The organism is Vibrio ruber DSM 16370, assembly GCF_900163965.1.
GTDB lineage: Bacteria > Pseudomonadota > Gammaproteobacteria > Enterobacterales > Vibrionaceae > Vibrio > Vibrio ruber.
Window position 1 is genome coordinate 43,293 of record NZ_FULE01000013.1, and the last position, 25,850, is coordinate 69,142.

Annotated in this window: 22 protein-coding genes; 18 read left to right on the plus strand and 4 right to left on the minus strand. The window is 44.6% G+C overall.

Annotation, left to right across the window (positions count from 1 at the left end):
• Positions 1 to 195 precede the first annotated feature (195 nt).
• Both VR7878_RS03775 and VR7878_RS03780 read left to right on the plus strand, forming a co-directional pair.
• The gene (locus VR7878_RS03775) at positions 196 to 1,182 is read left to right on the plus strand and encodes a LacI family DNA-binding transcriptional regulator (RefSeq protein ID WP_077333592.1); all 987 of its coding nucleotides are present in this window, start codon (positions 196 to 198) and stop codon (positions 1,180 to 1,182) included.
• Between the two features lie 127 nt (positions 1,183 to 1,309).
• Entirely contained in the window at positions 1,310 to 2,938 is a 1,629-nt protein-coding gene (locus tag VR7878_RS03780) for a glycoside hydrolase family 32 protein (protein ID WP_077333593.1), read from the plus strand.
• Between the two features lie 52 nt (positions 2,939 to 2,990).
• On the opposite strand, the gene cscK is transcribed toward VR7878_RS03780, so the two are convergent.
• Positions 2,991 to 3,914 (minus strand): fructokinase, encoded by a 924-nt coding sequence (gene cscK / locus VR7878_RS03785; protein ID WP_077333594.1) that lies wholly within the window; start codon positions 3,912 to 3,914, stop codon positions 2,991 to 2,993.
• Positions 3,915 to 4,429: 515 nt separating this feature from the next.
• On the opposite strand from cscK, the gene VR7878_RS03790 reads away from it, so the two are divergent.
• Positions 4,430 to 5,377, plus strand: coding sequence for a glutathione S-transferase family protein (locus VR7878_RS03790; RefSeq protein WP_077333595.1), 948 nt, complete (start codon positions 4,430 to 4,432; stop codon positions 5,375 to 5,377).
• A gap of 106 nt (positions 5,378 to 5,483) precedes the next feature.
• Here VR7878_RS03790 and pta read toward each other — a convergent pair whose 3' ends face one another.
• Together pta and VR7878_RS03800 are read right to left on the minus strand one after the other, a co-directional pair.
• Positions 5,484 to 7,628, minus strand: coding sequence for a phosphate acetyltransferase (gene pta / locus VR7878_RS03795; RefSeq protein WP_077333596.1), 2,145 nt, complete (start codon positions 7,626 to 7,628; stop codon positions 5,484 to 5,486).
• Positions 7,629 to 7,760: 132 nt separating this feature from the next.
• Entirely contained in the window at positions 7,761 to 8,957 is a 1,197-nt protein-coding gene (locus tag VR7878_RS03800; protein ID WP_077333597.1) for an acetate kinase, read from the minus strand.
• Positions 8,958 to 9,297: 340 nt separating this feature from the next.
• Between VR7878_RS03800 and yfbV the strand changes: the two genes are divergently transcribed.
• The 6 genes from yfbV (at position 9,298) to VR7878_RS03830 (ending at position 15,162) form a co-directional block, all read left to right on the plus strand.
• Positions 9,298 to 9,750 carry a terminus macrodomain insulation protein YfbV gene (yfbV, locus tag VR7878_RS03805; protein ID WP_077333662.1) on the plus strand — a complete coding sequence of 151 codons (453 nt, stop codon included), beginning with the start codon at positions 9,298 to 9,300 and terminating at the stop codon, positions 9,748 to 9,750.
• Positions 9,751 to 10,038: 288 nt separating this feature from the next.
• On the plus strand, positions 10,039 to 11,004 hold the full coding sequence (locus tag VR7878_RS03810) for an ABC transporter substrate-binding protein (RefSeq protein WP_077333598.1): 966 nt from the start codon (positions 10,039 to 10,041) through the stop codon (positions 11,002 to 11,004).
• Between the two features lie 62 nt (positions 11,005 to 11,066).
• Positions 11,067 to 11,963 (plus strand): ABC transporter permease, encoded by an 897-nt coding sequence (locus VR7878_RS03815; RefSeq protein ID WP_077333599.1) that lies wholly within the window; start codon positions 11,067 to 11,069, stop codon positions 11,961 to 11,963.
• Positions 11,960 to 12,754 carry an ABC transporter ATP-binding protein gene (locus VR7878_RS03820; protein WP_077333601.1) on the plus strand — a complete coding sequence of 265 codons (795 nt, stop codon included), beginning with the start codon at positions 11,960 to 11,962 and terminating at the stop codon, positions 12,752 to 12,754. The genes VR7878_RS03815 and VR7878_RS03820 overlap by 4 nt, the downstream gene beginning before the upstream one ends.
• A gap of 226 nt (positions 12,755 to 12,980) precedes the next feature.
• Positions 12,981 to 13,493 carry a lipoprotein gene (locus VR7878_RS03825; RefSeq protein ID WP_077333602.1) on the plus strand — a complete coding sequence of 171 codons (513 nt, stop codon included), beginning with the start codon at positions 12,981 to 12,983 and terminating at the stop codon, positions 13,491 to 13,493.
• 208 nt (positions 13,494 to 13,701) lie between these two features.
• Positions 13,702 to 15,162 (plus strand): sensor domain-containing diguanylate cyclase, encoded by a 1,461-nt coding sequence (locus tag VR7878_RS03830; RefSeq protein WP_159440427.1) that lies wholly within the window; start codon positions 13,702 to 13,704, stop codon positions 15,160 to 15,162.
• 40 nt (positions 15,163 to 15,202) lie between these two features.
• On the opposite strand, the gene dusC is transcribed toward VR7878_RS03830, so the two are convergent.
• Positions 15,203 to 16,147, minus strand: a complete 945-nt coding sequence (gene dusC, locus VR7878_RS03835) for a tRNA dihydrouridine(16) synthase DusC (protein ID WP_077333604.1) — start codon at positions 16,145 to 16,147, stop codon at positions 15,203 to 15,205.
• A gap of 139 nt (positions 16,148 to 16,286) precedes the next feature.
• Between dusC and VR7878_RS03840 the strand changes: the two genes are divergently transcribed.
• The 9 genes from VR7878_RS03840 (at position 16,287) to VR7878_RS03880 (ending at position 25,796) form a co-directional block, all read left to right on the plus strand.
• Positions 16,287 to 16,904: a YecA family protein gene (locus VR7878_RS03840; RefSeq protein ID WP_077333605.1), complete on the plus strand. Its 618-nt coding sequence runs from the start codon at positions 16,287 to 16,289 to the stop codon at positions 16,902 to 16,904.
• 142 nt (positions 16,905 to 17,046) lie between these two features.
• A complete protein-coding gene (gene lolA / locus VR7878_RS03845) occupies positions 17,047 to 17,658 on the plus strand; it encodes an outer membrane lipoprotein periplasmic chaperone LolA (RefSeq protein ID WP_077333606.1) in 612 nt (203 codons plus the stop codon).
• A gap of 61 nt (positions 17,659 to 17,719) precedes the next feature.
• Positions 17,720 to 19,069 (plus strand): replication-associated recombination protein A, encoded by a 1,350-nt coding sequence (locus VR7878_RS03850; protein ID WP_077333664.1) that lies wholly within the window; start codon positions 17,720 to 17,722, stop codon positions 19,067 to 19,069.
• A gap of 160 nt (positions 19,070 to 19,229) precedes the next feature.
• On the plus strand, positions 19,230 to 20,537 hold the full coding sequence (gene serS, locus VR7878_RS03855) for a serine--tRNA ligase (RefSeq protein ID WP_077333607.1): 1,308 nt from the start codon (positions 19,230 to 19,232) through the stop codon (positions 20,535 to 20,537).
• A gap of 273 nt (positions 20,538 to 20,810) precedes the next feature.
• Positions 20,811 to 22,400: an ATP-binding protein gene (locus VR7878_RS03860; RefSeq protein WP_077333608.1), complete on the plus strand. Its 1,590-nt coding sequence runs from the start codon at positions 20,811 to 20,813 to the stop codon at positions 22,398 to 22,400.
• Between the two features lie 74 nt (positions 22,401 to 22,474).
• Entirely contained in the window at positions 22,475 to 22,972 is a 498-nt protein-coding gene (locus VR7878_RS03865) for a DUF6653 family protein (RefSeq protein ID WP_077333609.1), read from the plus strand.
• Positions 22,973 to 23,195: 223 nt separating this feature from the next.
• A complete protein-coding gene (locus tag VR7878_RS03870; protein ID WP_077333610.1) occupies positions 23,196 to 24,632 on the plus strand; it encodes a S41 family peptidase in 1,437 nt (478 codons plus the stop codon).
• Positions 24,633 to 24,664: 32 nt separating this feature from the next.
• Entirely contained in the window at positions 24,665 to 25,138 is a 474-nt protein-coding gene (locus VR7878_RS03875; protein WP_077333666.1) for a DUF1203 domain-containing protein, read from the plus strand.
• 388 nt (positions 25,139 to 25,526) lie between these two features.
• Positions 25,527 to 25,796 (plus strand): DUF1883 domain-containing protein, encoded by a 270-nt coding sequence (locus VR7878_RS03880; protein ID WP_077333611.1) that lies wholly within the window; start codon positions 25,527 to 25,529, stop codon positions 25,794 to 25,796.
• Positions 25,797 to 25,850: the final 54 nt, after the last annotated feature.

Sequence of the window (25,850 nt, forward strand, 5' to 3'; positions counted from 1 at the left end):
GTTTGCAATTTGGATTTTTGTCAATAATTAACAAATGGTCAAAACCATGTGGACTATTATGTGAGTCAGATCGCTAATGAGACGACGAATTATGATGAAAACAAGGGTAAAATCACGTTGTCACGATTGAGCGTGACATTTTATCCTGGTTTTTTGCAGACGCTGGGTATGATGATAATTGTATAAGGAAACAGAATGTCGAGTTTACATGATGTCGCAAGGTTGGCCGGCGTATCAAAATCAACAGTTTCTCGTGTGATTAATAATGAATATGGTGTCAAAGAAGCGACTAAAATCAAAGTATTAGAAGCTGTTTCTCAATGTGGCTATGTCGTCAATCAGGTTGCAAAAGACTTAAAATCTCAGAAAACTAATCTTATCGGTGTCATTGTACCGCGGGTGTCATCACACGCGACAGCGCAGGGTGTTGATGGTTTAACGGCCATTTTTGAGCCAGCAGGAAAGCATGTTTTGCTGGCGAATACCCATCAAAACCATAGTAAAGAGCTTGAATATATCCAGATTTTTAACCAGAAACGAGTTGAAGGTATTGTCTTTTTTGCGACTCATTTGGATATGCCATTGATCAAAGCCATTCAACAATCATCTGTACCCGTGGTGCTGATCGGGCAAGATGGATCTTTATATGATATCCCCAGTATTACCCATGATGACTTTCGCGTCGGTTATGAAGCCGGGCAGCGTTTGCTCGCGCGAGGATGCCAACAGATTGGGTTCATCGGTGTACAAACAGATGACCTTGCTGTTGATGAACTCCGGTCTCAGGGGTTGGAAAAATCGCTGCAAATGGCGCAGCAACAGGTTATTTTTCATGCTCATGGTGACTTTTCGATTGAATCCGGTTATCGGCTGGCACGTGAATTTTTACTGGCATATCCAGAAACTGACGGGCTGTTCTGTGCGACGGACAGAATTGCAGTCGGGGCGATTAAAGCCCTGAGAGAGATGGGGATCCCCGTCGGAGAGCAGGTGAAAGTGCTGGGGGTTGGTAACGATGAATTGGCGTATATCAGTAGTCCGGCACTTTCGACATTTAATTATGCTTTTGGCAAAGCCGGAGAAAATGCAGCGCGAATGCTGTTAGACCGAATCGAAGGGCGTGGCAGAGAAATGAGTAAAGTGGTACTGACCTTCGAAAACATTCAGCGTGAAACTTGTTGAACATCGCAGAGTTGTGTTGATGTTCACATAATATGAATTTGGTATGACCAATAAGTCGCGTTCTCTTGCATTTTTCGAATAGATCTATATTTTGAGAACGTTCCCAGAAATATAGGATTATCGATACATGTGCTTAGAAGACCTCATCGAGCTGGCGGGTGGCCTCAGTAATATCTACCGGGTTCTGCTGCCAGAACATCATGTTTCTCTCGCGGTCCGAAATCCGGATGTGATCAAGGATTTGCCTGCGGATGTTGTTCTTGAAAAAGTATTAGAAGAGTGGCATCTCACTGCCTTATCTGATGAGACAGTGAATGAAGAGGCGCTATTCGAACTGGGCAGATCCATAGAAGCACATCAAAGAGCACAGCTGATTGATTTGGCACAACCGGTTGCCTGTCATTATCGTCCGTCCTGGCATATCGCGCCGCCTCGCGGGTTATTAAATGATCCCAATGGTTTTATCTTCCATGACGGGCAGTATCATTTATTTTATCAGTGGTCTCCGGTTGGTTGTGCCCATACTGATAAATATTGGGTGCATACAAAGAGTGACGATTTATTGAACTGGCACTGGAATGATGTCGCGCTGACACCGTCAGACTGGTTTGATAGTCATGGTGTTTACTCAGGCCATGCTGTCAGTCTGGATAAAGCACTGATGGTCTTTTACACCGGGAATGTCAGGCTGGGTGCAGAGCGTTATCGCCAGACGATGCAGTGTGCTGCGATCTCACAAGCGGGAGAACCGCTGCATAAAATTGGTCCTGTCATTCGGGAACTACCTCCGGGCGTCACCGAGCACACACGTGATCCGAAGGTAATTTACAGAAATGGCAAGTGGATGATGTTTCTCGGAACACAAACGACTGCAATGCAAGGCCGTTTAGCTGTCTACCATTCCGAAGATTTGCACCATTGGCAATTTGATAATTTGTATGGTCATGAACTTGGTGATTTTGGCTATATGTGGGAATGCCCGGATATTTTCAGTGTGAATGGTCAGGATTGTTTCGTGTTTGCGCCGCAAGGTATCCCATCTGAAAGTGAATTCAACACCGTTCCACATCAAAATCGCATTGCGCAAGTATCATTTAACGAACGGGATGAAATCTCAATTTCAAAATTGCAGATTCTGGATCACGGCTTTGATTTTTATGCACCGCAGAGTATGGAAACACCAGATGGCCGCCGTGTGATGTGCGGCTGGATGGGATTACCCGACGAGCTCAAGCATCCCACTTGTCATTCCGGTTGGATTCACCAGCTGACTGCGTTACGTGAGCTTGAATTCGTCGGTGGTAAGATTGTTCAGCATCCGTTACGGGAGCTGTCAGCACTGCGGGGTGAATTACGTGATATCCAGTTAGACAATGCATCTGTCGATCTGAACACCAAAACATTTGAGCTGTTGACGGAACTTGAATGGGGAGCCCGGCTGCGCTTATTTGAAGATGACCAGTACAACGTTGAAATTTATCTTGATCCGATTAAACATCGTTTGCTGCTGGATCGCACCAATACGCAAATTGAAGAAGGGGATACCGTTCGCGAAGTTGAATTATCTTCCGGCAATGTTGCGTTGCAGATTCTGGCTGATAACTCTTCACTGGAAATATTTATCAATCATGGTGAAGCCGTGATGACGGCCCGGGTCTTTACGCCCGAGTCAGCCACACGACTATCAGTTAAAGATGCCACAGTGAATTTACAGGTTTACGAACTTCAGGCACCAACGGCACCTTATCGTGCATAGCATCTTTTGAAGAAGCGGGTGAAGCAGCAACTTCACCCGTTTTTATCTAACATTAGCTACCAATGAGTTCGAGTAGCTCATGACGATGTGGCAGGGCGGTCATGGCGCCTTTTTGTGTGGTTGCCAGACCGCCACAGCAATTACCCCATGTGACGGCATCAATGATCGTTGCTCGGTTTTTCCACTGTTCGAATTCAGATAAACGGCAGAGCATCCCTCCAACAAATGCATCACCGGCACCCGTGGTATCAACGACATTCACTTGACGGCTCGGCACTTTGAGTTGTTCGCCTTGGCTGACAACGAGTGTACCTTCAGCACCTAATGTGATAACAATCAAAGGGATGGAAAATTCAGCCAACGTTTCCAGACCGGCTTCAATCGTTTCAGTTCCCGTCAGTAAAGTCAGCTCTTCTGCGGAGAATTTGACCACATCCGCATGACGAACGACTTGCATCACTGTGGGAATCATCTCTGCAGGATTTGACCAGACTTCTTCTCTTAGATTTGGGTCAAAACTGAATGAGCCACCGGCTTGCTTGATCTGTTGAATAGCTGTGAGTGTTGAACTTCGGCTGGGTTCGTTTGCCAGCGCAATAGAGCACACATGCAACCATTCATTGGGTTGAAAATGCGGGATATCATCAGTGGTTAAAAATTGGTCGGCACTTGGCTTTACCATAAATGTGAAACTACGTTCACCGTGATCATCTAAATCAACGACAACAGTCGAAGTCCGCTGGGTCCGGTCAAGTGATAAATAATCGGTATTGACTGCTTCTGACGTCAGCGTTTGTTGCATGAATTTACCCATCGGGTCTAAACCGACGCGACCAAAAAATGCACTTTTTCCACCTAGACGAGCGATCGCAACAGCAACATTTGCTGGTGCTCCCCCCGGACATCTTAAATAATGAGATTCACCGTCGGGGATTAAATCAACGACAGCATCTCCGGTTAACCATATCGTATTCACTGTGATATCTCCTGTACATTATACGGTTATTATTTTACCTGAATCTATCAAATTGATCACGTGTTGTTATGACAATTATATGAATAAATTATACTTATTTATCAATGTCTTATTATTTCATTGTGTTGTTGATCGAATGTCATATCTATATGATTTTCGTAGTTGAGACTAGAGATGTAACTGGGTAGTGGTTAATGGATGGATAAATTATGCCATTGGATGAGTTATTGTTATTTTATTTATATTTACATGTGATTTGTTGATTATTTATGGGGCATTGAATGTGGTATTTTTATACTAAAAATACTATTGATATTATTATTTAATTTATTTTTAAACGGTGATGTTTAATATTATTTTATGTATAGATGGTGAATTATTAATATATTTAATTGCCATGTAAGTGGCCATTTATTGGTTTATTCGAATTATTTGAATATGAAAGCCAGAGATGGTGAGTGTTGAATCTGACTATCTTTTCCTATAATCCACTTACACAGAGATAAGGGGGGTTTATGGGAAAGCTTATTGAAGGTACATGGCATGATGTTTGGTACGATACAAAGAGCCAGCAAGGGCGTTTTGTGCGTGAGGATGCGGGGTTTCGTCATTGGGTCAGGCATGATCCCGATGCGACGTTTCAGCCAGAATCCGGACGTTACCACCTTTATGTCTCTCTTGCTTGCCCGTGGGCGCACCGCACCCTGATTTTCCGTCAGCTAAAAGCATTGAATGATCATATTGATGTCACGATTGTCTGTCCGGATATGATGTCTGAAGGATGGACATTCGGGATACCTGAGCCGCTTTTCGGCCATACCCGTTTGCATCAGATTTATACACGTGCAAAAGCAGATTATACCGGTCGGGTGACGGTGCCTGTCTTATGGGATAAAAAGACCAATACAATTGTAAGTAATGAATCGTCTGAGATTATTCGGATGTTCAACAGTGAATTTAACCATCTGACGGGGAATTCGCTGGATTTTTATCCGAAAGCATTACAAACAGCGATTGATCAGTGGAATGACCGCATCTATCCAAATGTGAACAATGGGGTCTACCGTTGTGGATTTGCGACCACTCAGGATGCTTATGAAGAAGCGTATGAAGCGTTATTTGAGGAACTGGATAAGATCGACGCCCATCTGTCGGGTAGCCGTTATCTGGTTGGTAACCAGCTGACCGAAGCGGATTGGCGGTTATTTACCACCTTGATTCGTTTCGATGCAGTCTATGTCGGGCATTTCAAATGTAATAAGCGGCGTATTGCGGATTATAAGCATTTATCCGGTTATCTGAGAGAGCTGTATCAAATACCGGGTATACAAGATACGACCGATTTTTATCATATTAAGCGGCATTATTACTTCAGCCATACAGGGATTAATCCGACTCAGGTGGTTCCCGCTGGTCCTGAGTTGGATCTGCTTGCTCCACATGGCAGGGCGCATCTCACTTAAGGGTAGAATCAATCACTGGCTCGTATGAATGTGTCATGGATGGTTTTATATAAAAAGCCCTCACTTCAAAATGAAGTGAGGGCTTTTTTACGAACCAGACATTAATTTATTTCTGCTCTTGGCTCGCCTGAATTGCTGTCAGAGCGATGGTGTAAACAATATCGTCAACCAAGGCACCGCGAGACAAATCGTTGACAGGCTTACGCATCCCTTGCAGCATCGGCCCGATAGAGACCAGATCAGCAGAGCGCTGTACTGCTTTGTAGGTGGTATTACCGGTGTTCAGATCGGGGAAAACAAATACTGTTGCTTTACCGGCAACCGGTGAGTTCGGTGCTTTTGACGCAGCAACATTTTCCATGATCGCGGCATCGTACTGAAGCGGACCATCAATGATTAAATCAGGCCGTTTTTCTTGCGCGATGCGAGTCGCTTCACGGACTTTATCAACATCCGCGCCCTGACCAGAGGTTCCTGTCGAGTAAGAAATCATCGCGACACGTGGCTCAATACCAAACGCAGCGGCTGAATCGGCGGATTGAATTGCAATTTCAGCCAGTTGTTCTGAATTTGGATCCGGGTTGATAGCACAGTCACCATAAACCAGAACCTGATCCGGAAGCAGCATGAAGAAAATTGAAGACACGAGCGAAGCATTCGGAGCAGTCTTAATCAACTGAAGGGGTGGGCGGATGGTATTTGCCGTTGTGTGTACAGCACCGGAAACCAAGCCGTCAACTTCACCTTTTTCCAGCATCATTGTGCCCAGAACAACAGTATCTTGCAGTTGTTCTCTGGCAACAACTTCGGTCATGCCTTTGTTCTTACGTAGTTCAACCAGACGTTCAACATACTGTTCACGCGCATCACTCGGGTTGATGATGGTGATACCTGTACCCAACTCAACACCTTGTTGAATGGCGACACGTTTGATCTCTTCCGGGTTACCCAGCAGAACACATTCTGCGATACCACGTTCAGCACAGATAGATGCTGCTTTGACGGTACGAGGTTCATCACCTTCAGGCAGCACAATGCGCTTGTTCGCACGACGAGCAAATTCGGTGAGCTGATAACGGAAAGCCGGAGGGCTAAGGCGACGGATACCCTGTGTACCTTCAGTCAAGGTATCGATCCATGGCCCGTCGATATGGCTGGCAACATGCTCGTTGACGAATTCGATCCGTTCTTTGTCATCTGCCGGTACTTCAAGGCTGAAACTCTGTAAGTTCAGCGATGTTTGCCAAGTATTTCCCTGTGCTTTAAAGATCGGCAAGCCGGATTCAAATGCCGGGCGACACAGATTCATGATCGTTTCCGGCATGTCGTAACCACCAGTCAGAAGCACGGCACCGATGTCAACGCCGTTCATGGCTGCTAATGCTGCTGCGACCATGACATCAGGACGATCTGCCGAGGTCACTAGCAGAGAGCCGGGTTTGAAGTGCTCAATCATGTTCGGGAGTGAGCGGGCACAGAATGTAATACTTCTGATCCGACGCGTATTGATTTCACCTTCGTTGATGATTTCTGCGTTCAGGTGTTTTGCCATATCAATAGCACGCGTCGCAATCAGATCGATACGCCATGGCACGCAACCCAGCACTCGAATCGGACTGGAGTTGAAGATTTGCATCACTTCAAGATTGGTCTGTTTGGCTTGATCCGTATCATCAAAAATTTCAGACAAATCAGGGCGCGTGCGGCCATCTTCATCAACAGGCGCATTGAGTTTGTTGATAATCACACCAGCAATATTGTTATTTTTGGTGCCGCCGAAGTTGGAACAGGCCACTTCAATCCGTTCTTTCAACTGAGTTGGATTATCTGTTCCCGGTGTGGCAACGAAAACGATTTCCGCACCCAGTGTTTTAGCAACTTCTGCATTGACTTGATTGGCGAACGGATGTTTCCGTGTCGGCACAAGACCTTCGATCAGGGTGACTTCAGAGTCTTTGTTGATTTGATTATATCTTTCAACAATGCTCTCAAGAAGCACATCCATTTTTTCACTACCAATGAGCGTTTCAACTTTGGACATCTGCATCGGTTCAGCGATTTTGATATCGCTGCTTGAACTTAAAATGGCTGAAGTCAGATCAGGTTGGTCTCCGCCGTGACGAGGCTGGGCGATTGGTTTGAAAAAAGAGACCTTTACACCTTTGCGCTCCATCGCGCGGATTACCCCAAGACTGACACTGGTTAAACCAACACCGGCACTGATAGGGATCAGCATAATAGTACGAGACATGAGTGAGTACCTTTAGCTATCGATTGCAATACAAACGGAAATTTGCTTGCAGAAAGGAACAAAGCTTAACGAATAGACATTGTTAAGCCCCAGAACAAAACTGGCTAACTCATTGAGTTAGCCAGTGTGACATTACAGACCTGCGAGTCTTGCAGTGTCTTCAGCGATGACCAACTCTTCATTGGTGGAGATGACCATGGCTGGAATTCGACTGTCTTCAGTGGTGATTGTACCTTCACCACCGAAGCGGGCTTTCAGGTTCGCTTCTTGGTTCACCTGAATGCCGAAGATGCTTAAACGATTCAACACCATTTCACGAATAGGTGCTGAGTTTTCGCCTATACCACCGGTAAATACGATGGCGTCCAGACGGCCATCCATACTTGCTGTGTAACCGGCAACGTATTTTGCCAGACGGTGGCAGAACACATCCATTGCACGAGTTGCATCTTCTTTTGTGCCGTAGTTGTCTTCAACATAACGACAGTCAGAAGTGACTTCAGTCAGACCTTGTAACCCGGACTCTTTGGTCAGCATGGTGTTGATATCATTTACTGAGTAGCCAAGTGCATCATGCAGATGGAAAATAATTGCAGGATCGATATCACCACAACGTGTACCCATGACAAGGCCTTCCAGTGGGGTTAGACCCATAGAAGTATCGACAGATTGACCGTTTTTGATAGCACAAACAGAAGCACCGTTACCTAAGTGGCAGTTGATGATGTTCAGTTGATTGGCCGGTTTACCCAGGCGTTCTGCCGCTTCACGCGTAATAAACAGGTGAGATGTACCGTGCATCCCATAACGACGGATGCCGTGTTCTTTATAGAGTTTGTATGGTAGTGCGTATAAGAATGATTCTTCCGGCATCGTCTGATGGAAAGCTGTATCAAATACAGCCACATTTTTCAGACTTGGGAATGCGTGCTGTGCGGCTTTAATGCCGATAACATGGGCAGGGTTATGCAGTGGTGCAAATGTGGCTGCCTCTTCAATGCCTTTTAAAACAGAATCATCAATCAAAGCGGATTGAGTAAACTGTTCACCGCCATGAACAATTCGGTGACCGATCGCTGCCAGATTATCTGCCAGTTCAGGTTTAGATGCGAGAATGGTTTCAACGATAAAAGCTAAAGCTTCTTCATGGGCAGCACCGTTTCCTAGTTGTGCTTCATGCTTACCATCCAATTTCCATTTGATTCGAGCTTCTGGGAGGTGGAGACATTCAGCAAGACCTGTGAGATGCTCATTACCATTTTCGGCATCAACGATCGCGAACTTAAGAGAAGAACTACCGCAGTTTAAAACTAAAACTAGCTTTGACATGAGTAACTACCTGTATAATCGGTTTAGATAAAAATCGGTTCCAAGAGTAATATGACAAAGAGGGTCATCAACTAATCTTGGTCAAACAAACATCAACTTACGTCTACCTATCGTGATTGACTTAAAGGTTACACGTTTTATTATCGCCTAAAGTAAGTTTCAAAGTTGCTTAAATAACAAATCGAGGCAACAATGAGAGTAAGGCGCGCAAAGGATAGCGATGTTCGGCCATTATAACAAAAAAATTTGAACAAATATTAATTTTGGACAAGATTTTACGGGATTAGTTGAAGATTTCAATTATTCTTATAGTTTGTCTGCCAGTGAGTGAGAAATGCCAATGAGCCATAACGCAGGATTGATTCATAATCTGAGAGATGGGCAAAAGTACATGGATATCTGGCCAATGCGCAAAGAGTTAGCCCCGATGTTCCCTGAACAAAGGATTATCAAAGCGACTCGTTTTGCGGTGAAGGTCATGCCAGCAGTGGCAGCGATTAGTGTGCTGACCCAAATGGTTTTTCACAATATCGGAGCCATGCCTCAGGCGATTGTCATTGCTCTGTTTGCGATCAGCCTTCCCTTGCAGGGGATATGGTGGTTAGGGAACAGGGCTAACACACGGTTGCCACCTTCGCTAGCCGGATGGTATCGCGAGCTACATCAGAAGATTGTTGAGACCGGTTTTGCTTTAGAGCCGCTGAAGGCCAAGCCTCGATATAAAGAGTTGGCGTCAGTATTAAACAAAGCATTTCGCCAGTTGGACAAGTCAGCACTTGATCGTTGGTTTTAATTACTGCCCATCGACATTTCTTCTGTTTTATATCCATAGCCTTTTTTCGCGAAAGGCTATGATATCTATTTTATATTTGCACCCTGCCTGATTGTGAATTATGTATATATCTATCACTATTTATTCTTCTGAGTGAATGAAGGCATAAATCACACTTCCCTTTACTGTAACTTGCTGGTAATAATGTTGTTGATTGCAACCTGTAACGCAGTAATAACAAGTCAAATACATTAAACACAACATTAAACACAACATTAAAACTTAATGCCTTAGATTTAAGGAGTCACGATGAAAGCAGGAAAACTTGCAGTAACCGCTGTTCTGGCCGGGGCGGCACTCATTTCCTCCACCGCTATTATGGCGAAAACGGCCAAAGTCGCCGTGTCACAAATTGTTGAACACCCAGCTTTAGATGCTACCCGCGAAGGGCTTGTGGATGGATTGAAAGCGAAAGGGTATATCGAAGGAAAAAATCTGGATTTTGAATATAAGACAGCGCAAGGGAATCCCGCGATCGCTGTGCAGATCGCCAGACAGTTTGTCGGTGAGCGTCCGGATGTTCTGGTCGGGATCGCTACCCCAACTGCTCAGGCTTTAGTTTCCGCAACCCGTTCTATTCCCATCGTTTTTACTGCGGTTACTGATCCTGTTGGTGCGAAGTTGGTTAAAACCATGCAGCATCCGGGAAAAAATGTGACGGGTCTGTCCGATTTGTCTCCTGTCAAACAGCATGTCGAGCTGATTAAAGAATTGATGCCGGACGTCAAAACTATTGGTGTTGTCTACAATCCCGGTGAAGCAAACGCGGTCAGTTTGATCGGGCTGCTCAAACAGAGTGTCAAAGAAAATGGTCTGAAACTCGTTGAAGCAACCGCACTGAAAAGTGCTGATGTTCAGTCTGCAACGCAAAGTATTGTTGAGAAATCTGACATTATCTATGCCTTAATCGATAATACGGTTGCCAGTGCCATCGAAGGGATGATTGTGACGGCCAATCAGGCGAAAACACCAGTTTTTGGTGCTGCAACTTCCTATGTTGATCGCGGTGCGATTGCAAGTCTGGGTTTTGATTATTATCAGATCGGTATTCAGACAGCCAATTATGTGGCTGAGATTCTGAACGGCAAAAAGCCGGGGGATATTGATGTAACTGTCGCGAAAGGCTCAGATCTGGTGGTGAATAAAACTGTTGCAGATAAGCTGGGTTTCAAGATTCCTCAATCTATTCTGGATCGTGCAACCAGTATTAAATAATCACAACAATAAACGGGCTGGCTGACCAGCCCGAAATGAAGTAAGCAGAAAGGGAGTACAGAATGTCTGCTTTTGCCTTTTTTGGAGCTCTGGAGATAGGGCTAATTTATGGATTGGTTGCACTTGGGGTTTATTTAACATTTCGAGTGCTTGATTTTCCGGATCTAAGTGTGGATGGCAGTTTTCCGATGGGGGCCGCAGTTGCTGCAACAGCGATTGTCGCAGGGATTAATCCGTGGATCGCAACCGGGTTAGCGATGATTGCCGGTGCAATGACTGGTTGGGTGACCGCTTTTCTCACGGTTCGGTTCGGTATCTTAAACTTGCTGGCCTCGATCCTGACTATGATTGCCGCATTTTCAATCAATATTCGCATTATGGGACGTCCGAATCTGGCGCTGATTGGTGAAGATACGATTTTGACACCATTTGAAGCCATGGGGGATCCCATGTATATCCGTCCGTTGGTTGTTGGTGTGTTGGTATTATTATCCGCTTTCTTTATTATTCGTCTGCTGAACAGTGATTTTGGTCTCGGTCTGCGAGCTACGGGCGTTAATGCACGTATGGTTGCGGCTCAAGGCGGCAGTACCGCATTTTATACCTATTTTGGCTTGGCGCTGTCGAATGGTTTTGTCGGTTTTGCCGGTGCTTTGTTCGCCCAGACCAACAGTTTTGCCGATGTGACCTCCGGTGTCGGAACTATCGTTGTCGGGCTGGCGGCTGTCATTCTGGGACAAACGTTAATTCCCGGAAGACGCATCTGGGTTGCCGTGGTCGCGGTGATTCTTGGTTCTGTGCTTTACCGTCTTGCTGTTGCATTTGCACTAAGCTCAGGCATGTTTGGTCTGCAAGCATCGGACTTAAATCTTGTCACGGCTGTATTAGTAGCAATTGCGCTGATCATGCCGCGTATGAAGAAGAAAATGAAAGCGAACCGGGCCGGAGGTGCAGCATGATTCGGCTGGAAAATATACAAGTGACTTTCAACCCGGGAACTATTCTTGAGAACCGTGCTTTGAAAGGCGTTTCTTTGACGGTACCTGAACATCAGTTTCTGACGGTGATTGGGTCAAATGGTGCCGGAAAATCAACGCTATTGGGCGCGGTGACTGGTGAAACACCAATGGTTGGCGGCAAGGTGTTGATTGATGATATCGATGTGACACGGCGGAGTGTTGATCAGCGTGCTAATTTCTGTGCGCGTGTGTTTCAGGATCCACTCGCGGGAACCTGTGGCTCGCTGACCATCGAGGAAAATATGGCGCTGGCTTACAAGCGCGGGAGCCGTCGCAGTTGGAAACATGCACTCTCTTCCAAACGTCGCCAGCTGTTTCAGGAGCGTATCAGTATTTTGGGGTTGGGGCTGGAAGATCGTCTCGGTGACAGCATCGGTCTGTTATCCGGCGGACAGCGGCAGGCCGTGAGTCTGGTAATGGCGACGCTTGCTGAGAGTAAGTTACTCCTATTGGATGAACATACGGCTGCGCTGGATCCACGAATGGCAGCATTTATTATCGACCTGACCAATAAAATTGTGAAAGAGTTTAATCTGACGGTGATGATGGTGACCCATTCGATGAAAGATGCACTGGCTTGTGGTGACCGGACGGTGATGCTCCATCAGGGAGAGATTGTCCTCGATGTCTCCGGAGAGCAGCGGCAACATATGGATGTCCCGGACTTGCTGGATATGTTTTCAAAAGTCAGAGGTGAGACATTGGCTGATGACAGTTTACTCTTGAGTTAAGTCTGTTTTTAGCAATTTCTTAAATGAAAAAGACGTGCAGTGAGCGCGTCTTTTTGTTTTGTTGTCAGAAATCAAATCAGACGATGATGGATGCCTTCATGAGTTACAATGCTGATATTTTTCACATTATTATGAGTTAACCATGGAATTGTTATCATAATATATTGAACCAATTAATTTATTTCATGTATGATGCCTCCATTTAGTATGGGGAATATCGATTAATATGAAAAAATTTTTATGGCTAATATTGGCTACTTTTATCCTGACTGGCTGTGCCGCGACATCTTCACAAAACCGCTATATTACGGTTCAGGATAATGTTGTTTCAGCGGATCCTTACAATACTCGGATTGTGCTCAGTGATGGATTTGTGTTAATGCATCAGGAAGACAGCAGTGAATTTCAGAAGTTTAGTAATACCTTTGATCAGGGAAACATCATCACGAAAAAGATGGTGTTTGATAAAGATAACATCGAAGTGCAGATTATCGATGAAACAACTGTCGATGTGAATTCTTACTGGATCCCTAGATCCCATTTGATGGGTGATAAGTATAAAAAATCAACTTTCTACCATGCCGGTAATAAATATTATATCCAACAGTTTGAGCAAGATGGTTATAAAATTGAAGGGTATACGACTGCAGTTGGACGTTATCAGTTGCAAGTCTATGTCATTTATCCGGAAGATATGGATGTCAACATCGATGATGTCCTGACTTTAACCGCAATGTAATGAGACAATTTTAAAGAGAAGTGCGTTGAGACGACGCACTTTTTTTATGCATATTTCAGAGCATATCCATCAATTTCATATAACAAAAATCAATTCTTATTATCTTTTCATATCAAATTTTGATATAAGTCGATGCTTTCAAATTTTTGTTGTCCCTCTTTGTATTACGCTTAAAGGAACAACACCATCACTGAGTGTATATCCGTTAATGAAGACATATTTTGCTGTAAAAGGGCGGCTTCTGACCCCACTCGTTTTTGCTTTTGCGCTCGTAGGAATACTGTTTGAAGGGCATATCAGACAATTGGAGAGAAAACTGAATGAAGAGTATGAAAGAATTGAACGGGAATTCTTTCGTGCATCCAAGATGTTGACCATTTTGGACTATAGTCTGAATAATTACATTAAAGTCCGTCAGTCTTTGAGGTTGGCACACACAACAGAGATAGTGAACGGTGTATGTCATATGCGGCCAAAACTGGCAGTTACAGATGATGGGGAAAATTCTCAAGCTCACTTACAGGCCCTTGAATACATTATCGTCGGTGATAAAGCGTTGTGTGACAGAAACAGCACGCTCCATCATGAAGTGGGATTCAGAATTGCTCTGGCACCGGTGATTTCATTGCTGCATGATTTGGATGAGTATCTGATTGGCGTTCATTATATTGATCCATCGGGTTATATCATTTCTTCTCCCGATACACTGTCGATTAATGTGACGGCAGATATGCTCGAAAAAATTCAATCCCCAAGCTGGGATGTGTATCAGAATCTGAGGGAAGACCAGCTGATAAAAGTTCGTGGGCCGACGGTACTTCAGGAACTGCAATCAACGGAAAGACTCGTTTCTTTGATGTTGCCTGTTTACGCGAACCATCAGTTTAAGGGGGTGATATCACTGAATATCATGCTCGACAAGTTGTTGAACGCGAATCAACGTCTTGCGGGTCGATTGCATTTTATTGATACGCAAACAACATCACTACCAGAGAATGCTTTCCAGCCTTATTCACTTCGGGATGCGGGAATCTCATTTCATCATACAGTTTACTACGATATGAATTGGTGGTACGAGTTCTGTCAGTTTGTCAGTCTGAAACGGAGCACCCTGATTCTTATCACCTTGATGTACCTATTGGCTGTGACATTCTTTTTGTTTATGAATACCCGTCATGCGAAAAGTTATTATGAAGGTCTGGCTGTGCGAGACCCATTGACAGGTTTACGTAATCGGCGTGGGTTTGAAGTGTTTCTTGAGCGGACACCACATCAGTCTTATGTGGCGATTGCGATGTTTGATATTGATGACTTTAAAGCGATCAATGATCACTTTGGTCACGATGTCGGGGATGATGTTATCCGCTATGTCGGTGACCAGATTCGCTGTCATATCCGTACTACCGACACGGTTGCCCGCTATGGTGGCGAAGAATTTGTTCTGTATCTGACCGCTGAACGTGAAAGCCATCTCAGGAAGACGTTACTCCGGATTAAAGATGCTCTGAGTGAAGAGTCTAAAGTAGTTGTGGAAGGCGGGTTTACGATTTCCGGCGGGGTTGAGATTGTCCCTTGTAGTGAGCTGTGTGATATTGATGCTATTTTGAAATCAGCCGATGAAAAATTATATATTGCCAAAGAGAGTGGTAAAAATCAGCTCATTTTCTAGGGTGTTGATTTTTGTGAGCAGTGTGTGATGACAGCGATTTCTACAGCTCAGATTGATGATGCTGAATCCGTTCAACAATAGGTTCTACGGTTGTCAGCGTCCGGATTTCCCGGAATAAAGCATTGGCCTGAGGGTATGCCTGTCGCAGATAGGAAAACCACTGTTTGACTCGGTTTGGATAGTATTTGCTCTTATCTCCGTTCACTTCACAGCGAGAATAAACCAGCAAAAGCTCGACAATTTGAGACCAAGAGAGCGGCGTATGATTGTGTTTGATCATGTTGCCCAGATTCGGACGATTTAATGCCCCGCGACAAACCATCAGGCTCTCAACACCGGTGACATCAATACACCGTTGCGCATCGGCTGCATCCCATATTTCCCCGTTGGCAATTAACGGCAGATGAGTTTTCTGGCGAATTTGCTGGATATATTCCCACTTGATTTCACTGGCTTTATAGCCACCGGCTTTGGTACGGGCGTGAACGGTCAGTTCATTGGCGCCAGCCTGTTCAATGGCATCGACAATTTCAAAACAGTCTTGCGGGTTTTCTAGCCCTAAGCGGATTTTCGCCGAAACGGGGATTTGCTCGGGAACGGCTTCCCGGCAGGCTTTGACGACCTGATAAATTAATTCCGGAAATTCAAGTAGTGCTGCACCACCTTTACTTTTATTCACGGTCTTGGCCGGACAGCCAAAATTCAGATCAATACCATGTGCGCCGAGTTCTGCGGCAAACGCAGCATTTTCTGCCATCCAGTCGGGATCTTGTCCGAGTAATTGAATATTGACCGGAACCCCTGAACGGGTGCGCGAGCCATGTTGTAGTTCAGGGCAGAGGCGGTAGTAGACATGTTTAGGCAGCAGCTGATGAACAACCCGGACAAACTCTGTCACACACAGGTCATAATCATTCATCTCTGTCAGTATTTCTCGCATCAGGTGATCGAGAACACCCTCCATCGGGCCCAGAACAATACGCATAAATTTCCGCTCTTTTATCAGGACGCGCGATTGTAATTGGCTCCGTCGCAAATGTCACGCCAGAATCTTTCTGCTGCGTGTCATTGATTTACGTTCTGGGTATAATGGCCATGACAGAAAAACAGGAACAATATGTATCATGACTTATCAATTGCTGAATATAACTGAACTTCCGAGCGACGAGTCGCCATTACTGATTGAAGGTGCGGTACTGGCAGCCAATATGGCTTGTCAGCCGTTGGAAGCTCATTTATGGATGTCTCATCTGGTGGCTGAACTCACAGACACAGCAGAGCAAGCTTTTACGGCTCATTATCAACAGCAGTATTCAGCATTACTGGCCCGGCAGTACTCCGTTGGTGACTTGCTGGATGTGACTGACCGCGAAGCATTGGCTGAGTTTGCGTCAGGGTTTATGGGAGTCTGGCCTTTAGTGGAGCCCCACTGGCAACGAGTCGCTGTATCCGACGGCACACAAAGAATGTTACAAGGGTTGTTGACGACGCTGATGTTAGCGATTGATGAAGCGGAAACTCGCCAGCAGATGAAAGATGCGGGGGTTGACGTACCGCCTTATCTGACAGAGATGGCTGAACACCTGGACATGATGATTCATGAAGTGGCTTGTGCCGCGGATGAACAGCAAAGTGGCGCCCGGTCACATCGTGTCAATCCTTATAAAACGGTCGGCAGAAATGATGACTGCCCGTGCGGTAGTGGTAAAAAATTCAAGCAGTGTTGTTTGAAAACGGCATGATTTAAATTGAACGTGACGGATGGCCGGTCACGCTGCATTTTTCGGCTGATAGATTTTTTTCGACATACACATGACAAAAAGCCGCAAATAATGGTCTATATCCATCAATAATCATTCACATTTGTTCAGCAACGGAGAATACATGAAAAAACTGGTTGCCTTCTTTCTATTGATATCAATGGCCTGTAGCTTTTCAGCACTGGCGGATCCGAAGGATGAATTAAGTGCGAGGCTTGCGTTAAATGATGGGTTCAGTGCTCATTTTCAACAGCAGGTTGTCAGCCCTGACGGGGAAGTCGTTTCTCAGGGAGAAGGGAAAGTCGATATTGCGCGTCCGAGTCTGTTTCGTTGGGAGACGGTTACCCCGGATGAGAACCTGCTGGTCTCTGACGGAACCACCGTTTGGTATTACAATCCTTTTGTCGAACAGGTGTCTATTTACAATCAGTCTCAGGCAACTGAGCAGACACCATTTGTGTTGTTGACGAGAAACCGAAAACAAGACTGGGAACATTATCGAGTTTCGCAGCAAGGCGATGATTTTACACTGGTGCCGACGACAACAGACAGCAGACAAGGTGAGTTTCATATTCGAATTGATCAAAAAGGTGTTGTCAAAGGGTTTGATGTGATTGAACAGGATGGCCAGAAAAGTTTATTCTCGTTTCAGCAAATAAAACTACAACGTCCGGATAGTCATCTGTTTCAGTTCAAGATTCCGGCAGGGGTCGAAGTGGATGACCAGCGCCAGTAGTTTCAAATAAGTTGTTTCAAAAAAGAGCAGTCGCTTCAAAGCATGACGGATGAGCATCATTGTGAATAACTATAGTTTGGATTTTTCAGGGGATGAAGATTTTCGTCCGCTTGCAGCAAAGATGAGACCCCAGCGGATCGAGCAATATATTGGTCAGCAGCATATTCTCGGTCCGGGAAAGCCCCTGCGCAGAGCGCTGGAAAGCGGCCATCTACACTCGATGATTCTCTGGGGCCCACCGGGAACCGGCAAAACTACATTAGCTGAGTTGGCAGCAAACTATGCCAATGCGCGTGTAGAGCGTGTATCTGCTGTAACCTCCGGGGTGAAAGATATCCGTGCTGCGATTGAACGTGCCCGGGAAAATCAGCTAGCAGGTTTCCGTACTATTCTGTTTGTCGATGAGGTGCATCGGTTTAATAAATCGCAACAGGATGCTTTTCTGCCACATATTGAAGACGGCACGATCACCTTTATCGGTGCGACGACTGAGAACCCTTCATTTGAGCTCAATAACGCATTGCTCTCCCGGGCGCGGGTCTACAAGCTGACATCACTCAATACACAAGATATTGCCGATGCTCTGCAACAGGCAGTGACCGATAAGGAGAGAGGGTTTGGCGGGATTGCCGCTGACTTTCAGGACCAGGTGCTAGATCGTCTGGCTGAATTGGTTCAGGGTGACGCCCGTATGGCATTGAATTATCTGGAACTGTTATATGACATGGCTGATGAAGATACGACGGGTAACAAGGTCATCAGTCTATCTTTGTTGGCGGAAGTCGCAGGGGAAAAAGTTGCCCGTTTTGATAATAAGGGTGACATATGGTACGACTTGATTTCCGCGGTTCATAAGTCAATTCGCGGTTCAAATCCTGATGGTGCGCTGTACTGGTCTGCGCGGATGATCGCTGCTGGCTGTGATCCGCTGTACCTTGCCCGTCGTTTACTGGCGATCGCTTCGGAAGATATTGGTAATGCTGATCCAAGGGCGATGCAGGTTGCTTTATCCGCATGGGATTGCTTTACACGGGTCGGCCCCGCTGAAGGCGAAAGAGCGATTGCACAAGCGGTGGTTTATTTGGCTTGTGCGCCGAAGAGCAATGCGGTGTACACCGCATGGAAGCAGGCTTTGGCGGACGCCCGTGATGAACCCGAGTATGAAGTCCCGTTTCATTTACGCAATGCACCGACGAAATTAATGAAAGAAATGGGCTATGGTGATGAATACCGCTATGCGCACGATGAGCCGGGCGCTTATGCTGCCGGAGAGCAATATCTCCCGCCTGAAATGGCCGGAACTTGCTATTATCACCCCTCGGAAAGAGGCTTGGAAGGAAAGATCAACGAGAAACTCAAGTATCTGGCTGAGTTAGACGCAAAAAGCACACGAAAGCGCTATGAAAAATAGCCACTTTTCGTTAATCTCTTATACCCAAATTGCTTCAGGTTATCTGTCAGGCTATCTGTCAGGGTTCTGGGCATGTCAATTTTCATGACGTTTTGTGCTGTTACCTCTGATTGGTACAGAACAGAGCGCTTTTTACAACCCATTAAGCATAGGATTAGCAATGCTGGATTCTAAATTACTTCGCACAGAGCTGGATGAAACAGCGGTAAAACTGGCGCGTCGCGGATTTACCCTCGACGTAGAGACCATTCGTCAACTTGAAGAGAAGCGTAAATCGATTCAGGTCGAAGTTGAAAATTTACAATCCACTCGCAACTCCATTTCGAAACAGATCGGTCAACTGATGTCAGCCGGTGATAAAGACGGCGCGGAAGCGATCAAACAGCAAATCGGTTCTCTGGGCAGTGATTTGGACGCTCGTAAAATCGAACTGGATCAGGTACAGAAACAGCTGGAAGATATTGCATTGTCGGTCCCCAATATTCCTGATGATGCGGTACCGGATGGGCTGGATGAAGAGAGTAATGTTGAAATTTCCCGCTGGGGTGAGCCGAAGCAATATGATTTTGAAGTCAAGGATCATGTTGATTTAGGTGAAATGGGGGACGGGTTGGATTTCGCCAGCGCGACGAAAATTACCGGTGCCCGGTTTATTGTCATGAAAGGCCAGTTTGCCCGTCTGCACCGGGCGATTGCTCAGTTTATGTTAGATCTACATACAGATCTGCATGGTTACACTGAAATGTATGTGCCTTATCTGGTCAATGCCGACACGCTGTATGGTACGGGGCAGCTGCCTAAATTCGGTAAAGACTTGTTTCATACCGAACCGTTGGTCGAAAAAGTGAATGATGAAGAGCCGCGTCGTTTGTCGTTGATTCCGACGGCTGAGGTTCCTCTGACGAACTTAGTCCGGGGTTCAATTTTGGATGACTCTGAGTTACCGCTGAAGATGACGGCACATACGCCTTGTTTCCGTTCTGAAGCCGGCTCTTATGGGCGTGATACCCGTGGCCTGATCCGGATGCATCAGTTTGATAAAGTCGAGCTGGTTCAGATTACCCGCCCTGAAGATTCGATGAATGCATTGGAAGAACTGACGGGTCATGCGGAAAGAGTGCTGCAGTTACTCGAGCTGCCTTACCGTAAAGTGATCCTGTGTGCCGGAGATATGGGATTTGGTGCTCGTAAGACTTATGATCTGGAAGTCTGGGTGCCTGCACAGGAAACATATCGTGAGATTTCATCGTGTTCAAACATGTGGGATTTTCAGGCACGTCGCATGCAGGCGCGTTTCCGCCGCAAGGGTGAGAAAAAGCCCGAGTTGGTGCATACCCTGAATGGCTCCGGTCTTGCTGTCGGCCGGACAATGGTTGCGATTTTGGAGAATAATCAACAAGCCGATGGCCGGATTGCAATTCCTGAGGTGCTGCACAAGTACATGGGTGGCCTGACTCATATCGGGTAAGTATTTTCCACCAACATGATGAATCATAGATAAAAGCCGGGCGTTTAGATCCCGGTTTTTTTATGGGTAATTTTCGGAATTGGATTATTCATCATAATCGCGGTGTTTGGCTGACGGTGAGCCGGTGTCACAAATCGTCACAGTCAGCGAAAAAAAATGAATATACTATTTAGATATACCAATGGGAGCAGGCGAAATTCAGGGATGGATTTTTAATTTTAACGATTTGAGATAATTGTGTTTTTATAAATAACTCAACAATGGTGAACTTCGATGATAAAGTCATTTTTAGGGTTATGGATTCTGGTTTTCGGTCCCTTATTTTTTCTACTCTATCCAAGTGATTTGAACCCAATATTATCATTTAATAATCATATCGAAGGGCAGCGCTATGAACGGATCTATCAAGGGACATTTACTTTGATCGAGTCCCGGCTTGATACGATCCCGATCGACACTTGGCCTGATGAAATAGAACAATTGAGTCAACATTTTGGTTATGCGTTGCAGTTGCTTGATATGAATCAGACTCATTTAGGCACTTTAAAATGGGATGAAATTGAGCAGCATCAGATTATTTTTTTCAATGAAGAACCCGAGTTTTTGATTAAGAAGATTGGCAATAGCCATTTCATCCTGAAAATATTTGTTGATTCTTCAGAAGAAGAAAAAATACGCCGAGGTGCAGAAGGAACAGTGTATTTGCTTCAGGAACAGTTTGCCGCCACTGAACAAGAGCATTGGCCGACACTGTTACGTAGCATGGCAAATTATTTTCCGTTTGATTTACAAATTGTCCCAGAAAAGCAGATCAATATCAGTCAAACCGAGCAGAACCAACTTGCGACCGATTCTTTTTTTTGGCGAACTAATTTCAATGATGAAATTACATTTTATATCCGACTGAGTGACGGAGCGTCTTTCCTGTTAGCCAATTTAATTCCGATGTCCTCAATTCACCCGTCGGTTATTATTGTGCTGGTTTTAGTGTTTGTCCTCTCAATTTCTGCGGGGATGTTTTTCTGGACTTATCCGCTGTGGCGGGATTTGAAAAACTTGTTGGCGGCAACATCGCGATTTGGTAGCGGTGACTTGAACAGTCGGGCAGTGGTATACAAAATTTCGATGGTGGCGACCCTAGGGAAAGCGTTTAACCACATGGCGGATCGGATTGAGCAATTGTTAAAAGGGCAAAGAACACTCACCAATGCAATTGCACATGATCTGCGAACACCCCTTTACCGACTCAGGTTTGCGTTTGAGATGTTAGCGAATGCTAAGACGGACAGAGAAAAGGAAAAATACCAGCAATCGATCTCTAAAAGTCTTGAAGACTTGGATAGTCTAATTAACCAGACTATGGTTTTATCACGTTACAGCGGTGACAGCCAATTACTCTCCTTTGCTAAATATCATCTCGCACAATTACTCGATGATGAGTGCTCGAGTGTTGTTCAACTCTATCCGGACATTCATTATCAATTGCAAATCGCACCTGAAGCGAGCGGAAAGCAGGCACTGATTGATCAGATGGCAATGAAAAGGGCGATCAGTAACTTATTAATCAATGCGTGTAAGTATGCCCGGACTACCGTGGTGGTGCGCTTATCATTTGTCAACGAGACAGATATGTTTGTGATTGATGTGTGCGACGATGGTATCGGAATTGATGAAAGCGATTGGGAGCGGATTTTCTTACCATTCGAACAACTGGATAACGCCCGAAGTCATGCGGCTTCCGGGCATGGGCTTGGGTTAGCGATTGTCAAACATATCGCACAATGGCATCAAGGTACGGTATGTGCAGGACGATCTGATTTAGGGGGGGCGCGATTTACATTCACTCTCCCAAGTCGGACGTAAGGATTGCTTAACGGAGAATTCACCGCTTTTGTCGGTGTGACTCATTTTATGATGAATTGACAGGAAGGTGGAAAATGACCCTTGAACGTAAATTAGCGACACTATTCCATTTAGATGATAACGGATGGGGCAGACATGCCAATCCGTGGAGTGTCTGGACCCGATATAGTGTATTACCGCTTTTTATCATTGCCGGTTTATTAAGGGAGTGGAATGGTTGGTTGAGTCTGCTGATTTTGGTGATGGCACTGGTATGGATGTTTTTAAACCCGATCTTATTTCCGAAACCGCTCTCGTTACAAAGCTGGGCAACGAAGTCCGTGCTCGGAGAGCAAATTTATTTAAACCGGGACAAAGAACCACTGCCTAAAGTGCATCAATTACCTTTATTTATGATTCTGCACTTGACGTCGACACTCGGACTGATATTGGCGGGGTGGGGTGTTTATCAGTACGATATACAGCTCTGTACTTTATCGGTGCTGATTACTTACCTTGCGAAAAGCTGGTTTTTAGATCGAATGGTCTGGTTATATTGTGATTTCAGTCGTGAACATCAGTCATCTGAGTAGAACCATCTATTTTTATTATAAAGCAACCTGATAAATGATGATTTTATATCTGAATTCGATAATTATCACTAAAATAAGACTTAAGATAATTTAGTTTTATGCAATATTATTATGACTTTATCTGTCTGTTTTTGTCTTAATTGAGCAACAAGTTGCTACATAAATAAAACGTGAAATCCATTAACTTATTCACCATAGTCAATAACTGAATGGTGAGTGGCAAATGAAACAATTAATACAAATTAGTGTGGTTGCATCAATGCTTATTTTAAGTGGCTGTAATCATAAGATAAATGAAAATAAAAATGAGGATAAACCGGTCGAACCAAGTATTTGGGTATCAGAGAATTATGGGTCCGCATTGAAAATTATGTCTGATTCGGTGATTCAGTATGAGTTTACTTCTGATTACTGTGTACTAACAAATCAAGAAATATTCAGCAAGGAAACGTTTCAAAAACGTTATCAGCAAGTCGGTGACCAATTCGTTAGCTATATTTATCCGGGTTTGAATGCTTATCCCAACGATTACACGATCAAATATGTAAAACATGCTGAATTACCAAATAGTTGCCTCACTAATTTGAGTGTTGTCAATGTGGCGGAAAACGATCCGATCCGAAACTTGAATATGTTTCTCCAGACCTTTGATCAATATTATTATAATTTAGATGTGCCCGGTATTGACTGGACGCTGATGAAACAAAATGTGCTTGGTGAGGTTTCTGAAGATTCAACGCGAGAGCAACTTTTCCATATGATGTCATCAATGATTGGTCCATTACAGAATGGCCATGCTTACGTATTAGATCAGGATAAACTGGCTCGTTTCAGACAGCAGGATCGACCGGTTTTATTCGACAGGCTACGGCAAGAATATATCGATGATAATGGCCTGGTTGCACCTTTCACTGAATCTGAAAATACGGCGATTCAAAAGTATATTGATGATAATGAGGCGCTTATTCGATCTATTATTGCCAATCAACTGAATCTGTCGGGTGGTTTGGGTGAGCATATTATCTGGGGAAAAGGAAAGAGTGATAATATTGGCTACTTATATATTGATGGATGGAGTGATTTTGTCGCGGGCAATGACCATGCTGAAACTTTAGCTGTATTCAGACAGACAATGAACCAAGTTATGGATGATTTTGCATTAACCGATGGAATGGTGATTGATCTGCGCTTTAACGGCGGTGGTTATGCTTATCTTGCAAGAGCTTTAGCCGAATATTTTGTTGATCACCAAACCTTAGGCTATATCAAGAGCGCCCGTGACGGGGCTGGATTCGAGCCCGAGCATGACATTTATCTTGAGCCACAATCCCCGGGTTATCGAAAGCCGGTCGCTGTTCTGATTAGTAATACGACAGCATCCGCTGCTGAGTTATCGGCACTCATGCTCAGTGCTTCGGATCAAGTCATATTGATTGGTGAAAGAACGCAGGGGATGTTATCGGGCAGCTTAGGTAAAACGCTCCCTAACGGGTTTCGCTTTGGTATATCGAACATGAAGACCTTATCAGCCGATCGGGTGGACTATGATCAAGTCGGTATTCCCCCGGCGATCACCACTTCATTTTTTGCGAAAAATGATCGCACCAATGGAATCGATACAGGACTTGAAGCCGCTTTTAACTGGATAAGACTTATGTAACGGATGTTAATGAATGCTAAATGGAGTTGAATATGAGCACCGATTTTATAATTAAAGCACTTGATGATAAATATTTTTCTCAGTATTTGCAGATGAACGAAGAACAACTGGCTAGGGTGAATGGCTGTTGGCTTACTGCTGATGAAAGCCCGGGTTATCCTTGTCGAGTGACGTTGCAAGAAGCTGAGGTTGGTGAGAAAATCCTTTTAATTCACTATCCGTATCATGATGTTAAATCGCCTTATCGCGCAACAGGACCTATTTTCGTTCGGGCGAATAAAACAATGGTTGAATTGGCGATTAACGAAATTCCTGAAATATTGCAGACGCGATTATTATCGGTGAGAGCTTATGATGTGAACAGTATGATGGTTCATGCTGAGACAGTGCAAGGCCCCGCTTTGGAAGACGTTATCCGCAATAATTTTAAAAACGATCAAGTGCACTATCTACAAATTCATAACGGCAATCCCGGTTGCTTTAATTGTAGTGTCTTTAGGGCTTAAGCAATCATTTTTAATTTGGCATATGGCTGACTGAAGGGCAATGAGTTATCAATTGCCCTTCATTTTTAAATATAATCCCTTCTTTGAAAATAAATCCGCTCAGACCATCTGCCTTTTTATTATTTTCTATATGGAATTGAAACCGCAAACAATTGGTATAATATGAAATTAATCTAATAACAAGTGTCAGTTTTTATCACTGGGTTGCATATCAATTGTAATTTTTCGAGAGCGGTTAAACAATATTGATACTTCAGACTGTGCTATAGGTATGATTTTATTATCTATTTATTCCGTGATCTATGACTGAAAATTCAATATGATCGAGTGATTGAATATATATCTTCGAGCAATAAGACAGATTCGAAAATGTATTGTTGGAGAGATAATGAAATTTACCCATTACGATCTTGATATTTGTGAACGAGGCCAGAAAATAGAAGTGACGTTGAAAGATAATACGGCCAATGTCCTTTTACTTGACGATGACAATTTTCAAAAATACAAGAAACGTCGCACTTATAAATATAATGGCGGCCATATGACAGATACAGTGAGTGTATTGCTGGTGCCTTACTCAGGGCATTGGCATGTAGTGGTGGATCGGGGAGGGTATGCCGGGACGGTTCAGTCGAGTGTCCGGGTGATCCCGTTGTAAAACGTGGGTTGTTCAGGAGACCGACAACACAGGTATTGTAAGTCTCCCATCGTG

Coding starts and splice junctions, on each gene's coding strand:
- VR7878_RS03775 (WP_077333592.1), top strand. CDS start 196: ATGTCGAGTTTACATGATGTCGCAAGGTTGGCCGGCGTATCAAAATCA.
- VR7878_RS03780 (WP_077333593.1), top strand. CDS start 1,310: ATGTGCTTAGAAGACCTCATCGAGCTGGCGGGTGGCCTCAGTAATATC.
- VR7878_RS03790 (WP_077333595.1), top strand. CDS start 4,430: ATGGGAAAGCTTATTGAAGGTACATGGCATGATGTTTGGTACGATACA.
- pta (WP_077333596.1), bottom strand. CDS start 7,628: ATGTCTCGTACTATTATGCTGATCCCTATCAGTGCCGGTGTTGGTTTA.
- VR7878_RS03800 (WP_077333597.1), bottom strand. CDS start 8,957: ATGTCAAAGCTAGTTTTAGTTTTAAACTGCGGTAGTTCTTCTCTTAAG.
- yfbV (WP_077333662.1), top strand. CDS start 9,298: ATGAGCCATAACGCAGGATTGATTCATAATCTGAGAGATGGGCAAAAG.
- VR7878_RS03810 (WP_077333598.1), top strand. CDS start 10,039: ATGAAAGCAGGAAAACTTGCAGTAACCGCTGTTCTGGCCGGGGCGGCA.
- VR7878_RS03815 (WP_077333599.1), top strand. CDS start 11,067: ATGTCTGCTTTTGCCTTTTTTGGAGCTCTGGAGATAGGGCTAATTTAT.
- VR7878_RS03820 (WP_077333601.1), top strand. CDS start 11,960: ATGATTCGGCTGGAAAATATACAAGTGACTTTCAACCCGGGAACTATT.
- VR7878_RS03825 (WP_077333602.1), top strand. CDS start 12,981: ATGAAAAAATTTTTATGGCTAATATTGGCTACTTTTATCCTGACTGGC.
- VR7878_RS03830 (WP_159440427.1), top strand. CDS start 13,702: ATGAAGACATATTTTGCTGTAAAAGGGCGGCTTCTGACCCCACTCGTT.
- dusC (WP_077333604.1), bottom strand. CDS start 16,147: ATGCGTATTGTTCTGGGCCCGATGGAGGGTGTTCTCGATCACCTGATG.
- VR7878_RS03840 (WP_077333605.1), top strand. CDS start 16,287: ATGACTTATCAATTGCTGAATATAACTGAACTTCCGAGCGACGAGTCG.
- lolA (WP_077333606.1), top strand. CDS start 17,047: ATGAAAAAACTGGTTGCCTTCTTTCTATTGATATCAATGGCCTGTAGC.
- serS (WP_077333607.1), top strand. CDS start 19,230: ATGCTGGATTCTAAATTACTTCGCACAGAGCTGGATGAAACAGCGGTA.
- VR7878_RS03860 (WP_077333608.1), top strand. CDS start 20,811: ATGATAAAGTCATTTTTAGGGTTATGGATTCTGGTTTTCGGTCCCTTA.
- VR7878_RS03865 (WP_077333609.1), top strand. CDS start 22,475: ATGACCCTTGAACGTAAATTAGCGACACTATTCCATTTAGATGATAAC.
- VR7878_RS03870 (WP_077333610.1), top strand. CDS start 23,196: ATGAAACAATTAATACAAATTAGTGTGGTTGCATCAATGCTTATTTTA.
- VR7878_RS03875 (WP_077333666.1), top strand. CDS start 24,665: ATGAGCACCGATTTTATAATTAAAGCACTTGATGATAAATATTTTTCT.
- VR7878_RS03880 (WP_077333611.1), top strand. CDS start 25,527: ATGAAATTTACCCATTACGATCTTGATATTTGTGAACGAGGCCAGAAA.